The following is a 14,691-nucleotide window of genomic DNA, read 5'->3' as shown; positions in this document are numbered from 1 at the left end:
GTTTGCGACGGGTCTTCACCGACCCGTCGCCCCGCCACGAGGCCGACTCACCGATGAAAACTAAGCATCGGCCAACCCATATCATGGCACTATGCTATGGATCAACCGGTGCCGCCGTGTTTCAAACAGGCACAAGTGCAAACCAATTGATCCAGACATACTTTAAAACAAACGGCAGACTGCGCTCAACGGGTAATCCATATCAATAAATTACTACCCCATACTTCGGTTGCTTCGACCTACTTGTTTTAGAGAGTTTCTTTGGCGCTCTGACAGTTCCAACTCCCTAACACGCTCCCACAATTGAATATTCTGCGCAAGCACCCGATCGCGTTGCGTTTGGGCGATTGAAAGCTCGCGCCCCAATAGCATTAACTTATCTTCAAGGCGCTGAATTTTTTTCCCGCTTGAGGATCCTCCGCCGTTATTAGCTTTCGCACGACATGCCTCAATTTTTGCCAATATTGGTAAGTGGGCTCTTCTCGACTTTTTCAAGTAGCCTCGGTCGAAGCCGGCTTCCAAACTAACAATGCTGGCCGTGAGCTTCGAGAAATCCAATCCCACATGCACCGCCACTACAGGTTTGCCATCCAAAAGACGCTGCAAAGCGTCCTCGCACGCTATCAGACCGCTGCTCGTAGGTTCCATTAACGCTCCACTCTGTTGATCTGACGCGCCTTAAAGTAAGACAACCGCTCAAGATCGCCCTTTGTGATTTGATACTCGCCAGTATTATCTGCATACCCAGCCAGCTCGGCAGTTGTAACTTGAATAGCATCATCGACCAGTTCAGGCTTAATTATCGCGCCCTCACAAGAGAGACACTCAGTAAAATCACCTAGCATAAAGGAGTCGCATCGTCCGACTTTTGTACACCCGCCTAAGAGTGTGTCTCGATAGCTAATACTCCCACTCTTTACCTGAACAACAGTTTCAGCCCGCACATCCTCTACACATACCTCGCCTTTTTCTACGCGAGTCTTTTGTTTCTCCATATAGGATCCAGTACCGCCAAATAAGGGGTCATCTCTAAATAGCACATCAGATAGAAGTTGATTCGCAACAGCCATGGGAATTCCCATTTGAAATTCCAAAGCAACGTGAGAAGGAGGCAATACAAACTCTTTCCTTCCAGGATCGTAGTAACCAAAAATTGTCCTGAGGTTTTCGAAACCATTGCTGTAATACCGAGACATTTCAATGGTCATATGTTTGTACTGTGACTTCAGACTGGGCAATGAGACAAACCCGCTATTGCTTGCATAAAATGCCAATGAACGGCGAAATTGATGACTGGTCAAAGGCCAGGATTGTCCAACTCCAAATTTAGACTCGTGATAAAAGTCGCGCTTAGTGTCGGTTTGAGACAACTCCTGCAAGTCAGACGATTCAATTACAAAAGATTTGAAAGCTGCAAGCCTCACATTTGAAGCAGTTAAGCTACCAACTCCAACCTCGGCTCCCTTATGCTTTAGGATAGACGGATTGAGAAATAAGGGACAGTTCGGGCCCGTTGCGATCTTGTACAATTTTGCAAGACCGCGACAGATGGCCTGTGCGATCTTCACTGCCTTGACGACATCACTTGGCGCAAACCACGACTCTGCTTTTCTGTAACCGGTAAATTTGGTCGTAGTAGAAAGTATGCTTACTGCTCTCGTCCGATCACGCACCACGCCGATATCGTCAACGGTTTCCTTTATATATATCTGCTCTGCAAGACAATTATACGGCATACGCAGCACTTCCTGATCGCGCATTCCAGTATATAGGTGAATAACCTGCTTTAACGCATACTGCATTTTTAGCAGTGACGAACTAAAATATCTTTTATGCTCACACAAAAATTCACCAGAAAAAACATCAGCCAATCCATGATGCTCAAGCGCATCAATCATAGCTGGCCTAAAGTAGGTTTTACCGCCAAACCCTGCCGCACTCTGAGTTGAGAAATTAAGCCCGTAATATTTATCATCAAACTTAGCTATGAATGATTCGAAACGACCTATACCAACGTGCATCTGATCTAATAGATCGGCCAAGCCATTTATCATCCCCAAATAAATCCGAGTAGGAATTACCGGGTGTTGATGGTAGCTACCCCTATCAAATTTAAGATCACCGCTATTAACTACTCGATAACCTAGGCGGTCCTCACCAACGAGAATCAACCCCCTAAGGATGCTGGAAACCAACCTAGCGATCAAGCAACTATCTTTATTATCCTCAAGGAATGCAGCTAAATAAATGGGGGTAGTTAGTAACTGCCGCAAAGTAAGCGAGCCAACGGCTGGTTTTTCCTTTTGTCGATCACAGAATTTAATAGCTGCACGAATTACAAACCAATAGTTTACTACTGTTCCAACGCTGAGCTTGCCGGCTCGCCCACCACCCACAAAATAGATCAGGCAGTAAATCACATACTTCGCCTCATCAATTAGCGAATACTGTTCAGAGCCATTAAACTCAAAAACCGTTTCAAAATAAAACTTATTGACCTTTTTCGAACTGAGCCTATAAGGATTAAAATCCCAAACCTGTTCTTTATAAACAGCTGTTGGAGCGCCGCTATTGTCGCGGCACAAGACAAAATCTGGGTTCGGTACAAAGGCACTAGTAATCAGGGCTTTATCCGGAGCAAAACTACCCAATCGTTCAGCACCAACAAAAAGACTACTTACGGCTGCCAAACTCAAAATACAACCCCCATTTTCTCAAAACGCTGCAAACGCCTTTCCCAAAATGGTGTTAGTACACCAAGTTCGAAAACTTTTTCTCTCGTCTCTGCAACCATTTTAGCTGTAACTTCAGAGCGAGCCGCGATTGCATCCAAAACAAATTCGATCCTGATACATAAATCTTTATATAAAGACTCTGCATGACTGCTATCACCCGCCGTATCACGCACAACGTTAATCACATAATGTAGACTAAGGACTTTATGAATATCTTCCTGATCAGAGTGACAAATATAGTGTGCGCAATACAAGCAGCCATATTGAGTTCGACAATTCGGTTCAATCACCACCGTTCCAGCATCGCATACTGCCCTCGGCAAATTGAAGACCTCGCAATGGCCGGATGCCGTGGAAGTCCCTGCTTTTAGCGCAGCTTCACTTCGTTCACGCACCATCTGCGCGGCGTGGCGCACAGACTCCCAATATGTGCCAAATTCCGTTTCCTGCTGCTCGATAGTCGCTTCAGAGTACACCGCCAAATTAACCGCTTTGGTATGGTTTAGTGACTGAGCTACAACCTCTGGATCGAAGCGTGCCGAGTGCTCGGTATTACTTTTATGTTTGCGAACTTTCCGTGACGTTATGTTGGGAAACGTCGGATCCAAAAAAACTCCCGAGATAGAACTGTAAAATGTTTGCATTGCGGTAGCCGCATAAAATCTGGAAAATACTCGACCAAATTCACCACCTTTACTACTAACAGTAAAAAACAAACTATCAACGTACTGGCCATCAAGAACCCATTCGCGAAGCTTCAGATACTCCTTGAGAATATGTAGCCCTTCTTTGCGGCCAATGACATAGCCTGCTTTCTTTCCCCCCGCGCGAAATTTAATTGCTACCAGTTCTTTTTTTAGCGAAGAACTTGCTAACTCCAGAGCATCCTCATATTTAAATTGCTCTAGTTCTGTGGGGGAGGCACCGGTTATAAGCAACATCAGGGCTGCATAGGCTTTCGCTGCCAGAACAGCCATTAGAATCCGATCATAACAACGTCGATTCGTATTAGCAGCATCAAAATTAACTTGCACTTTTTTAAGGTCAAACTTGATGTTGCCCAGGTTAACATCCCGCCTTTTTTCCACAAGACGCGAAAAATACTCATCGATAGTAGAAATACGCCGGGCGTCAGCATTATAACAAGCGGCGCATTGAGTGAATGGGCCGGACGTACCCGACTTCGAAGGAAATCGCACTACCTCATAATCTCTTATTTTCACCACGCACGGATAATGCTCATTTTTAAGGAGGAACTCGCTATAGCGACGGCCAATGGCCAAGCAAGCATCCTTAAACATTTGTACATCCGACACCCTCGGCGGTCTAGTAGAACTCCTTTCGGGAGAAATCAATACCGCACAACGTATGACGTATTTATAATCTTCTGGCAGTTGTAACTCTATAAGTTTCTGGAACGCCTTTTGAAGGGCATTCGCATGCCTAGAAGAAAACCTCTCCTTTAGAAGCAATTCATTCAGATAGTCAGTATATCCCACATATGCACTAGACGCTTGGTCAGCATCGCTGAATACTTCCATATATCCATTTTCATTCAACCAATTAACAACACCCTCAAACAACCTAAAGCGAAGTAAAACTGTTGTACCTCGAAAACCCAAAAAATAATCTAGCAGATTTATAATCAGCTTGCGGCGGCTTTTGACCAATGATGATTCCATTACCGGAATACCTTTATCTGAGTCAAGTCCGAATCCAGCGATCTTCCCGCGATTGCAATAGGCAAAACTTCCAATATCTAATGGAGATTTACGCCCTCCCGCTTCAGCGAGTTGCAAGCGCAGGCGCTCTGGGCGCAAAAACTCCGTGCCAATCTGTTCTAGCGTGATGATATCCGTGTCCCGCTGCACCATTTCTACTTCTTTATCCATCTTGTGGATCCAGCCCCAGATCAGCATAACTATTAAAAAAAAGCTTTGCCTCATAAAACTCTTGAGCAACTAGTTTCTTAGGCAGCATCTTGAATAGCTGAAGATAGTGCTCCGTCATTTCTCTCGAAACGTGGTGCATACGTTCCCTAATAAAATCAATGTCGTTCCCCGGCTGCATAATGCCGGCTTCAATGAACTCTTGCAGGCGCTGATATAGCTGGAACGCGAAAGTTGCACGCAACCAGTGATACGTAAAATCTTTTGGAAATATATGAGATACTTTCTGTAGCAGCTTGCGCTTGATAGTGTCCGTCACTTGGCCTGTAGGACGGGATTTTACAACCGGGTAACGCGGATCGTCTTTCGCCATGTAATAGCATCCGCCTTGGTCGGAGAGGAAGATATACATATCATCATCACTCATGAAAAAGCCGGGGTATTGTGTTGCCAGATGCACGCGCAACTTGGCTCGCCGCTCCTTCATCATAGAGCTGTTTGCGAGCACCAGCAATTCCTCTGCAAGCTGCTTTGGCACATGCAACCGCTGACTGCGATCCTTCTTAGTATCAATTCCCGTACCAGGGCCCGCATGCAAAAGATAAGTGCCATCGCCTTGTAATTTATCCGGCGTAAAATTCTTCAAATGCTTAATACGCATGGTCAAAACAGTCTGCTTGCGCGCCCCCGTGATTAACGCAGTAAGTAGGATAACGCGCTCCAAGGCCGACCATTCTTTACCTTTCAAAATCCCCATAAACTCCGCCAGTTCGGTATTCGAGAGCGGCCGGAGGTCTTCACCGTCCTCTCGCACATAGCCTATTGATACAAAACTGGCGGGCGCCTTCGACTTGGTCTGGCTGCGTTTCTCAGCCGAAAGCATTTTGGCCGCTCCGTAGGAATTTTTTACAAGAAACTTAATTTCCTTGACCGTATCGACTCGCTGCATATCAATATCGTGCCAATTACAACTTACGAACCTGTAAAAATTAAACACAACGCCTGTATATTGATTTATTACAGCCGCACTACGTTTCCCGCCATTAATTAAACTGGCAAAATATTTATATGTGGGCCTCAGCGCTGGACGACGGCCTGAAAAGTCTAGCCAATCAAGCCCTTCTTCCTCACAGAAGATCAGATAGTCTAGTAGCTTGCTGGCCCGACGACGAATTTCGTCGGTAGGCCTATTAGTTAATGTTTTGTCTTCAACCAAGTACCGAAGGTAAGAATTAGCTTCAAACCACGGCTTGCCGGTATTGTGAAATAGGAAAGGACAATTGTAGATATCACCTGAACCGCTTAATGCGCCAAATTCATTGACCTGATGAAGCACCTTGGAAGTAGCGCCTTCAAGCGTCGACTCAATGGATCCGCGAGGCTTTTCAGTGACATGCAAACTGGCGAAGGCATCCCGCACATGGGGGATCAGCACCAGGCGACCTTCGTGACGCGGATTGGAGTAGGACATGACTCAACCTCAGAGGAATGAGTCAATCTTATAGGTTATGTGTTGAATGTAATCCCTACTTGTCAATATTTTTCTTGTTAAGCGATTCAACCCAAGGGTCCAACTTATGGAATAGCTTCGGATACCGTCCCTTCAGGTCCTTCTTCACCTCAATATAGGTAGACCGCCAAAAGTTGGCCAGGTCCTGCGTCACCTGCACCGGACGGCGTGCTGGAGACAGCAAATGCAGTTTCAAAACCTGCCGCCCATTGGCAATGCGCGGGGTATCAGATAACCCAAACAACTCTTGTAGCCGCACCGACAGAATCGGCGGATGTTCGCTGTAGTCGATACGGACATTCGAGCCAGACGGCACCTGGATGGTCTGCGGGGCCTGCGCTTCCAGTTGTTGCGGCATTGGCCACGGCAGGAGGTTGCGCAGGATGGAGGACAGGTCGAGCTGGCTGAAATGGCTGAGCCGGGTGACTTTGCCCAGGTAGGGCATCAGCCAGTTTTCGAGTGTCGCCAGCAGTTGCGCGTCACTCAGGTCGGGCCATTCGCTTGCTGCACTTTTGTCGATGTCCAGGTTGCGTAGCAGCGCGACACGCGCCTGCCACTGGCGCAGTTCGGGTGTCCACGGCAGCAGTTCCAGGCCTTTGCGACGCACCAGCGCCAGCAATGCCTGGCTGCGAGCTGCGTCATCGAGGCCGATCAGCGGTTCACGGTTGATAATAAGCTCGCCCGCCTTGCGCTGCCGTTCTGCGCGGAACACGCCTTCGCGCTCATCCCAGTCTATCTGGTCCACGGTGATGACCTGCTCGGCCAGCACAGAGTCGAACAGCGCTGGATCGAATTCGGCAGCGAGGTAGATGCGTTCCTCGCGCTGACCCTGACGGCTGCCTAAATCTGCGATGACCAGCCAAGGCTGCTTCATCAGTGCGTCGGCCTCGGCGAAAAGTGCCGCACGACCGTTGGCCAAACGATATTCAGCACCGCCGGGGCGACGTTGTTGTGCCACGCGATCCGGGTAGGCCAGCGCCAGTAGAGCGCCCAACCAGCGAGAGTGATCGGGATCGCTGACCGGGCTTTTCGCGGTGCCGCGCAGGTATCCGCGATATTGCCGTGCTAGCTGTTTAGATCGCTGCACGCCGCCCTGTGCGCCACGCGCAGCACGCTCGGTGCCCGCCAGCAAGGTCAGGCGGCTGTGCAGATCGGCCCCACCGCCGTGCAGAATATCGCGCTCGCCCAACAGTGCGGCCACGTCACACGCCAGTTCGCCCAAGCCCAATGCATGACCGCGTAGCAGCAGGTGCGCGATGCGCGGATGGGCCGGCAGCTCGGCCATCGCCTGACCGTGGGGCGTCAGCGCTGGCGGTTGGCCCGGCTGATTGCTCAGCGCCTCAAGCCGCACCAGCAAGTCTTGCGCCTGTGAATAAGCCGCCGCCGGCGGGACATCAAGCCAGACCAGTTGCGCAGGCGTGACGCCCCAGCGCGCCAGTTGCAGCGCAAGCCCGGCAAGGTCCGCCTGAAGAATTTCTGCCGCGCCGTAGGCGGCCAGTTGATCGTGTTGCGCTTCTGACCACAGCCGGTAACACACACCCGGCTCCAGCCGCCCTGCCCGCCCGGCACGCTGGGTGGCGCTGGCACGAGAGATGCGCTGTGTTTCCAGGCGCGTCATGCCGCTGCCCGGATCGAAACGCGGCACCCGCGCCAACCCGGCATCGATCACCACACGCACGCCGTCGATGGTCAGGCTGGTCTCTGCGATATTGGTCGCCAGCACCACTTTGCGCGTGCCCTTGGGCGCCGGTTCGATAGCAGCGCGTTGCGCATTCAGATCAAGCTCGCCATGCAAAGGGCAAAGCAGGATGTCGGCGCGTTCGCCCAGCGCTTCTGCCAGTTGCTGGTTGACCCGACGAATCTCGGCCTGCCCCGGCAGAAATACCAGCAGACTGCCGGGCTCGCTGCCCAGCGCATCCAGCACCGTCTGCACGACACGCGGCTCGATGAATTCACCCGGCTGAAAAGGACGCCCCCACTGCGTGGTCACCGGAAACATCCGCCCGTCGCTGCGCACTACCGGCGCGTCGTCCAGCAACACCGCCAGTCGCTCGCCTTCCAGCGTGGCCGACATCAGCAGAATCTTCAGCGGCTGATCGTCACGAAAGAGCTCACGACCATTGAGGCTCAGGGCCAATGCCAGATCAGCATCCAGACTGCGCTCGTGAAACTCATCGAAAATCAGCAGCCCGACGCCTTCCAGCGCAGGGTCGTCCTGCAAACGACGCGTGAGAATCCCCTCAGTCACCACTTCAATACGCGTCTTCGGGCCGACCCGACTTTCCAGACGGATTCGATAACCCACCGTCTCACCGACCTTCTCGCCCAGCTCACTGGCCAATCGCTCGGCGGCCGCTCTTGCGGCCAAACGACGAGGCTCCAGCATCAGAATGGTCTGCCCGGCCAGCCAGGTTTCCTCAAGCAGCGCGAGCGGCACACGCGTGGTCTTGCCCGCGCCGGGAGGGGCTTCGAGTACAGCTTCATGGCGCGTGGTCAGGGCCTGGCGCAGAGCTGGCAGGACGGCATCGATGGGTAACGAGATCATGGGGGCTCCCGGAGAGATGCGGGGGAGTATACCGGGGTGGGGTTGGGGAATCAGGCGGCGTGTTTTAGCTGGATGGCAGTCGCCAGAAAGACTGCCGCAAGCATGCCTCACGCCGAAAAATCAGACCTAGACCTCGTCGCCCTTCTCATTAATAAGGCCATTGTCGTATTTCTTGCGCAATTCTGGGTCGGACAAAATCTTGAACGCATTTGAAATCACTTTGAAACGTTCAGTCGCCTCAGCCTCGTTACCGACGTTCTTATCAGGATGATTCTTCAGCGAGGCTTTCTTGTAGGCCATTTTGACTGCGGAGAGGTCTGCCGTCATGTCCGAGAGTCCCAGGTGCTCGTACAACGGCTTGACGGGTGACTTGGCGGGGGCGGAATCGCTCACCTTCGCGGAAGCGTCAGCGGCTGGTGTGTTGTGGGGCCGTTGTGTTGACGGCCGCTCAGCGCCTGCATTGGGCTTTGCTTTCGGTGGCGGCGGGGTGCTGTTGGCCTGCGGGCGAGTGCGTGGAGGCGTTTGCGGACGTGCTTGCTGTTGGGCGCTTTCAGGTCTCCAGGATGGGCCCGGTGTGGGTCGTCGTACGCGATCGGTGTTCGACTGACGAATCTCGTTGATCAACTGGTCAGCGATGTCGTTCATCAGCTTGTTCAGCTTCAGGTTGCTGGAAAAGAACGCATGGTGCGCCTCACAGTTGTCCTTGCCCTGCGCGGGTTCAGGCTTGGCCATCGCGTCGGCCAGCTTCTTGCCCAGAGAGAACAACATCTTGCCCTGGCTGTCGCTGACGCCCAAAAAGCTCATCACGTTATGCATCGACTTGTCGCGCTCCCAGACAACGCTGGCTACGTCGAAGGCAGCTCGTGCCAGGTTGAATCGGCCTCCGCCTTCATGGGTCTCGACATGGGTCACCGGTTCCTTGCCGCGCAACGCGTCCAGGATTACCGCGAGGCCTTTCTGCTGACGCTCGTTGAGCCGGCCTTTCTGCTCCAGCAATGAGCTGTTGACCTGCAACGCCACTTTGCCAGCGATATGGCTAACGACGTTCATCGCGCGATCTATCGTTGGCCTTGTCGAATCGCTGAGCGCCACACGCGCCAAGGAGGATGCAATGCTGGTGAGGTTGATCATATGCTTTCCCGGAAACTCATTGTCGTCTTGGTGGCAAGCAACGGGATCTGGTTCCACGGGATGTCCAACTCTGCACAGGCGCAGAACACTGACGCGAGCATCAGTCAGGTGTGTGCATTACGGTCAGCCCGCCTTGGCCGCCATCGCCGTTACTTCCACGCGCATACCCTCAACCGCCAGCGATGCCACGCCCACTGCTGCGCGCACTGGCCACGGTTTTTTGAAGAAGCGTTTGTACACTTCGTTGAAGGCGGCGCGATCGGCCATGTCGGTCAGGTAGATGGTCAGGTGCATGACCCGGTCCATCGAGCTGCCGGCGCGTTCGAGGGCGTCTTTCAGGGCACGCAGGGTGCATTCGCTCTGCTCGGTGATGCCGCCCAGTTCCAGGCTACCGTCGGGATGAGTGGGGATCTGGGTGCTGACCAGCACGCCGTTGAAGTCGGCGACGTCCGACGAGATGGACTCCGGATCTGGATCGGGGGTGAAGGTGATGTCTGCGTTTGCCATGGGATCTCTGCTTTGCAAAGGATGGAAAACGCCAAGCCTACGCGAGCGACAGGTGGGGGTCGAGCCGTGGGCTTTGTCGCGGAAAGTTGAAATGCGCCGCGTTGCTCTACAGAATCGCGCCCGGACCCGGCCATGCTGTCGGACGTTTGGGGTGAAAGGGGTTGCCGTTGAACGAACAGAGATTGTCCATGCGCCTTGAGCGTGTGGCGACGCACGTACCCACCGGTGCGCGGCTGGCTGATATCGGCTCGGATCACGGTTATCTGCCGGTGGCGCTGCTGAACCGTGGTGCCATCTCGGCGGCGGTGGCTGGCGAGGTGGCGTTGACGCCGTTCCACGCAGCCGAACGTACGGTGCGCGAGAATGAACTGGAGCAACAGGTTAGCGTGCGTCTGGCCGATGGTCTGGCGGCGATTGAGGCGGAAGACGGGATAACGGCGGTCAGCATGTGCGGCATGGGTGGCGAGACGATCCGCGACATCCTTGAACGTGGCAAGGCGCGCCTGAGCGGTCAGGAACGCTTGATCCTGCAACCCAATGGCGGCGAGCAGCCGTTGCGGCTTTGGCTGATGGAGCATGACTACCGCATCGTCAGCGAAGAGGTGCTGCGGGAAAACCGTTTCGACTACGAAATCATCGTCGCCGAGCGCACCGGGCCCGTTAAATACAACGCCGAGGAGCTGTATTTCGGCCCGCTGCAGATGCAGGCGCGCAGCCCGGCATTTCTGCTCAAGTGGCAGCGTTTATTGGGCAAAAAACAGAAAACGCTGAACAACTTCGAAAGGGCACAGAAAGGCGTGAGCGAAGAAAAATGGCAAGAGGTTGCGCAGCAGATTCGCTGGATTAGCGCATTGCTGGCCTGAAAATCGAACTCGTGCACGAACTTGCTCTCAAATCCGCATGATCCACAGTTCAGGCTTTATGGCGCCTTCATCTGGTGGCGTCAAAGTTGCAATGTGACGCGGAGCGTCACGAACTGCATTCCCACGCGGAGCGTGAGGAACGAGAGGTCTCCGGGACATTACTTCTCGTGACCATGCCCGGCGCAAGGCAAATCAGCCGGGCGCGCCTTGTTTATCTCGCGCCAATGCTCTGCGTGAGGAACGAGAGGTGTTCGGGAGAACGCTTCTGGCCACCATGCTCGTCGCAATGCAATCAGCCCGGCGCGTCTTCTACACAACCATCGACGGGAGCAACACGACCATGTATTCAGACGTACTTTCCTGGGGCCACGGGCCTCGTCTGTTCGAAGTCTTCCTTGAGCCAACCTGCCCTTTTTCAGTGAAGGCGTTCTTCAAGCTCGATGAGCTGCTGGCTCAGGCCGGAGAAGACAAAATCACTGTCAAAATCCGCCTGCAATCCCAGCCCTGGCACATGTTTTCGGGCGTTATCGTGCGCTGCATACTCGCGGCTGCAACGCTGGAAGGCGGAAAGGAAAGCGCCAAGGCCGTCATGACAGCGGTTGCCTCGCACCGTGAAGAGTTCGAGTTTGAACATCACGCAAGCGGCCCGAACATGGACGCGACGCCTAATGACATCATCGCGCGTATCGAGCGTTACAGCGGCCTTGCGCTGGCTGACGCATTCGCCAATCCGGAGCTTGAGCACGCCGTGAAATGGCACGCTAAATACGCCCGCCAGAACGGCATACACGTCTCGCCGACCTTCATGATCGACGGTCTTGTGCAGCCGGGCTTGAGCAGTGGCGACCCAGTATCGAAGTGGGTCACGGAGATAGGCTGAGAGGCGAGCTCAACCCAGCGCGTCGATCCGCTCATTGATCCATTCACGGCTGCGCACCAGAGCCTTGCGCGCCAAGGTAGTCGGGAAGTGGATGAAGCCATGCGGCGACTCGGGCATCAGGTGCATTTCGACCTCTGCCGAGTCGGCCCAGTGCTCGGCCATTTGCAGTGTGTCGTCCAGAAGCGGATCAATCTCCCCGACGAACATCAGTGCAGGCGGCAAGTCAGTCAAGTCGCCATACAAAGGCGATAGTGGCGGCTCGCGGCGTTTATCGTCGCTTCGGTCGGGGGTAAGCAAACGCATTGCACCGACCATGCCCGGCCCGTCCAGCACCAGCGTCTCCGGCCCTGCGGTACGCACGCTCTTGGTGCCCGTCAGGTCGTAGACGCCGTAGTACAGGACCGTACCCACTATCCGCTCGAGCAGATCAGGTCGGCTTTTCAATTTCAGAAGCGTGGCCGCAGCAAGATGACCGCCAGCTGATTCGCCGACGACAATAACTGGCAGACCGGCGAACTCGTCGCACTCGTTTCCCAACAGCCAGCAGGCGGCAGAAAAGCAATCTTCCATCAGGCCTTCAATGGGGGTTGTCACCGCCAGCCGGTAATCGACCGAAACCACTGCCACATTGCAGGCGTTGACCATGCCGACGTTGAGCTCATCGTTCATCTGGGCGTTGCCAATCACCCATCCGCCACCGTGAATATCGAACACCACGCCACTGGGTTTGCCTTTGGGCCTGATCATACGCACGGGGACCGGTACGTTATCCGTGCTGACCGTTCTTTTTTCAATCTGCAGTCCATGCCCTCCCGGTTTGAAAGCGCTGCCAATCTGAGCCGCACGCAATAACGCCTGAATCAACCGGGGTGTAACACGATTGCGAATCTGGAAACGCGGCATTCGCGCGAGGGTTTTATTAAACCGTCGCACTTCTGACAACTCCTGCTCACTGCAAGGCCAAGGCTGTTTTTTGTCCAATTTCTGCTCTCTTGTCAGGCTGACGTGTGCGGGGGCCGACAATGCGCTTGCCCCCACCTGTACCTGAGAGGCTCTTAGTCGTAGAACGGTTCAACGGATGCCCGACTGCCCACGAAAAAACTGTCCGCGACCAGCCGCAACGGTTGCAGGTCCAGATCACTGGCCTTGTTGCCGATCAACTGTTGGAAGTGTCGATACACCGCCGCGTACTCGCCTTCCTCCGAAACCGTCTGGCGCACGCCATCGATACTCAACAGTGCGCCGCCGTTATCCAGGCGCAAGGTGCCTTCGGCGCAACGAATCTCGATGCTCCAGAGTTCGTCATGACCGTGATCGAAGTCGAACTCGGCACGAATATCGAGGTGGCGCGTGTCGGACATCTTGATAGAAGCGGCAATTGGTGACTGGCAGTTGCTCGGCACGCGCAGTTCGGCAGATTTGACGAACAATGGAAGTGGCAGCAGGTGAGTCACTATCGACAGGGCGTTGATGCCCGGATCGAACACGCCAAGGCCACCGGGCTGCCAGATCCACGCCTGACCGGGGTGCCATTTGCGCACGTCTTCTTTCCAGTCGATCTGCACGCTGTGCAGGGTGCGGGTGGACAACCACTCACGCGCCGCTTCGATACCCTGCGCGTAACGCGAATGCCAGGCGAACAGACCACTGACGCCCTGCTCTTGCACTTGGGCCACCAACGCCATCGCCTCACCCAGCGTCGCACACGGCGGTTTCTCGACCAGCACGTGTTTGCCTGCCGCCAATGCCTCTTGCACCAGGGCAAAGCGACCTTGCGGGGGCGTACAGAACGCGATCGCGTCAACCTGCAGCGCGCTCGCAAGCAGTTCGCCCAGGGATTTGAAATTCTCTACCCCGGCGCACGGCTGGCCTTGCGTGGCCACGGCCACCAGCTTAAATGCGGGGTTGGCGTGGATCGCCGGGACGTGTTGATCCTGCGCAATCTTGCCGTAGCCCACCAGACCGAGACAAATCGGTTGCATACATGACTCCTGAGTTTTTGTAATTATCGTGGGCACAGTAAACCAGATGTTAATAGTGGGCGGTAAGGGGCATCGGCGCGGGAACTGTTTTCCTCCTACCGCTGCAATTCTGCAGTTCAGTCAGATGCATGCTCGCAGAACCACGCCATTACTCAATAGTCTTAGCCTTGCAGCCATTGCCTTGTATAGTTGCCCTCTTCATCTCAGGAGCTTTCCATGCGCATTCCTTCTCGCTTGATCGGTGGCGTTCTGGTCGCCACGTTGCTGACTCAGATTTCTGCCTGCGGCAGTATTTTCTATCCTGACCGTCGCGGTCAGATTGATGGCAAGGTTGACCCGGCCATTGCGGCGCTGGATGCTTTCGCGCTGCTGTTCTATATCGTTCCCGGGGTGATTGCGTTTGCAGTGGACTTCGCGACGGGCGCGATCTATTACGCACCCGGCGAGCATGCGCAGATCGATCCGCAGAAGCTGCAAAAGGCGATCAAGGCTGACGGCAGCGTCGACAACACCAAGCTGCAAGCCATCATTGAAACCGAGCTGGGCCGTTCCCTGCCACTGAACGACCCACGCCTGATTCAGCACAAAGGCAGCGTGGAACAACTGGCAGCCTTGGGCCTGGTCCCGGCAGCCTGATATCGATACGGTT

At 54.1% G+C, this 14,691-nt stretch carries 12 protein-coding genes; 3 read left to right on the top strand and 9 right to left on the bottom strand.

The features are described 5' to 3' along the window. Positions 1-213: 213 nt before the first annotated feature. The 7 genes from LJU29_RS04630 to LJU29_RS04600 form a co-directional block, all read right to left on the bottom strand. Positions 214-648 (bottom strand): hypothetical protein, encoded by a 435-nt coding sequence (locus tag LJU29_RS04630; protein WP_257111667.1) that lies wholly within the window; start codon positions 646-648, stop codon positions 214-216. Further along, the gene (locus LJU29_RS04625; RefSeq protein WP_257111666.1) at positions 648-2,696 is read right to left on the bottom strand and encodes an integrase; all 2,049 of its coding nucleotides are present in this window, start codon (positions 2,694-2,696) and stop codon (positions 648-650) included. The genes LJU29_RS04630 and LJU29_RS04625 overlap by 1 nt, the downstream gene beginning before the upstream one ends. Further along, complete coding sequence (locus LJU29_RS04620; protein ID WP_257111665.1) at positions 2,693-4,627, bottom strand: hypothetical protein; 1,935 nt, start codon at positions 4,625-4,627, stop codon at positions 2,693-2,695. The genes LJU29_RS04625 and LJU29_RS04620 overlap by 4 nt, the downstream gene beginning before the upstream one ends. Next, a complete protein-coding gene (locus LJU29_RS04615) occupies positions 4,620-6,095 on the bottom strand; it encodes a site-specific integrase (protein WP_257111664.1) in 1,476 nt (491 codons plus the stop codon). Before LJU29_RS04615 ends, LJU29_RS04620 begins: the two co-directional genes overlap by 8 nt. A 55-nt stretch (positions 6,096-6,150) precedes the next feature. Further along, positions 6,151-8,679, bottom strand: coding sequence for an ATP-dependent helicase HrpB (gene hrpB, locus LJU29_RS04610; RefSeq protein ID WP_257111718.1), 2,529 nt, complete (start codon positions 8,677-8,679; stop codon positions 6,151-6,153). 126 nt (positions 8,680-8,805) lie between these two features. Beyond that, positions 8,806-9,810, bottom strand: coding sequence for a J domain-containing protein (locus LJU29_RS04605; RefSeq protein WP_257111717.1), 1,005 nt, complete (start codon positions 9,808-9,810; stop codon positions 8,806-8,808). A gap of 123 nt (positions 9,811-9,933) precedes the next feature. Next, the gene (locus LJU29_RS04600) at positions 9,934-10,317 is read right to left on the bottom strand and encodes a RidA family protein (protein ID WP_005753070.1); all 384 of its coding nucleotides are present in this window, start codon (positions 10,315-10,317) and stop codon (positions 9,934-9,936) included. Positions 10,318-10,484: 167 nt separating this feature from the next. Between LJU29_RS04600 and LJU29_RS04595 the strand changes: the two genes are divergently transcribed. Then, positions 10,485-11,180: a tRNA (adenine(22)-N(1))-methyltransferase gene (locus tag LJU29_RS04595; RefSeq protein ID WP_005745412.1), complete on the top strand. Its 696-nt coding sequence runs from the start codon at positions 10,485-10,487 to the stop codon at positions 11,178-11,180. 340 nt (positions 11,181-11,520) lie between these two features. After that, the gene (locus LJU29_RS04590; protein ID WP_044320102.1) at positions 11,521-12,060 is read left to right on the top strand and encodes a DsbA family protein; all 540 of its coding nucleotides are present in this window, start codon (positions 11,521-11,523) and stop codon (positions 12,058-12,060) included. Positions 12,061-12,069: 9 nt separating this feature from the next. Here the strand turns inward: LJU29_RS04590 and LJU29_RS04585 are convergent, their stop codons facing one another. Together LJU29_RS04585 and LJU29_RS04580 are read right to left on the bottom strand one after the other, a co-directional pair. Then, on the bottom strand, positions 12,070-13,041 hold the full coding sequence (locus LJU29_RS04585) for an alpha/beta hydrolase (RefSeq protein WP_257111716.1): 972 nt from the start codon (positions 13,039-13,041) through the stop codon (positions 12,070-12,072). A 74-nt stretch (positions 13,042-13,115) separates the two neighbouring features. Next, on the bottom strand, positions 13,116-14,042 hold the full coding sequence (locus LJU29_RS04580; protein ID WP_257111715.1) for a Gfo/Idh/MocA family protein: 927 nt from the start codon (positions 14,040-14,042) through the stop codon (positions 13,116-13,118). 216 nt (positions 14,043-14,258) lie between these two features. Between LJU29_RS04580 and pmcY the strand changes: the two genes are divergently transcribed. Beyond that, on the top strand, positions 14,259-14,678 hold the full coding sequence (gene pmcY, locus LJU29_RS04575; RefSeq protein ID WP_002555302.1) for a periplasmic Zn2+ metallochaperone PmcY: 420 nt from the start codon (positions 14,259-14,261) through the stop codon (positions 14,676-14,678). Positions 14,679-14,691: the final 13 nt, after the last annotated feature.

Source organism: Pseudomonas ficuserectae (assembly GCF_024584585.1).
GTDB lineage: Bacteria > Pseudomonadota > Gammaproteobacteria > Pseudomonadales > Pseudomonadaceae > Aquipseudomonas > Aquipseudomonas amygdali.
Note: the sequence above shows the minus strand (reverse complement) of the source record. Positions and strands in the feature narration are given on the sequence as shown.

What these genes read in the sequence shown, in the direction of transcription:
- LJU29_RS04630 (WP_257111667.1), bottom strand. Translation starts at nt 648, where the DNA reads ATGGAACCTACGAGCAGCGGTCTGATAGCGTGCGAGGACGCTTTGCAG.
- LJU29_RS04590 (WP_044320102.1), top strand. Translation starts at nt 11,521, where the DNA reads ATGTATTCAGACGTACTTTCCTGGGGCCACGGGCCTCGTCTGTTCGAA.
- LJU29_RS04600 (WP_005753070.1), bottom strand. Translation starts at nt 10,317, where the DNA reads ATGGCAAACGCAGACATCACCTTCACCCCCGATCCAGATCCGGAGTCC.
- hrpB (WP_257111718.1), bottom strand. Translation starts at nt 8,679, where the DNA reads ATGATCTCGTTACCCATCGATGCCGTCCTGCCAGCTCTGCGCCAGGCC.
- LJU29_RS04605 (WP_257111717.1), bottom strand. Translation starts at nt 9,810, where the DNA reads ATGATCAACCTCACCAGCATTGCATCCTCCTTGGCGCGTGTGGCGCTC.
- LJU29_RS04620 (WP_257111665.1), bottom strand. Translation starts at nt 4,627, where the DNA reads ATGGATAAAGAAGTAGAAATGGTGCAGCGGGACACGGATATCATCACG.
- LJU29_RS04615 (WP_257111664.1), bottom strand. Translation starts at nt 6,095, where the DNA reads ATGTCCTACTCCAATCCGCGTCACGAAGGTCGCCTGGTGCTGATCCCC.
- LJU29_RS04580 (WP_257111715.1), bottom strand. Translation starts at nt 14,042, where the DNA reads ATGCAACCGATTTGTCTCGGTCTGGTGGGCTACGGCAAGATTGCGCAG.
- pmcY (WP_002555302.1), top strand. Translation starts at nt 14,259, where the DNA reads ATGCGCATTCCTTCTCGCTTGATCGGTGGCGTTCTGGTCGCCACGTTG.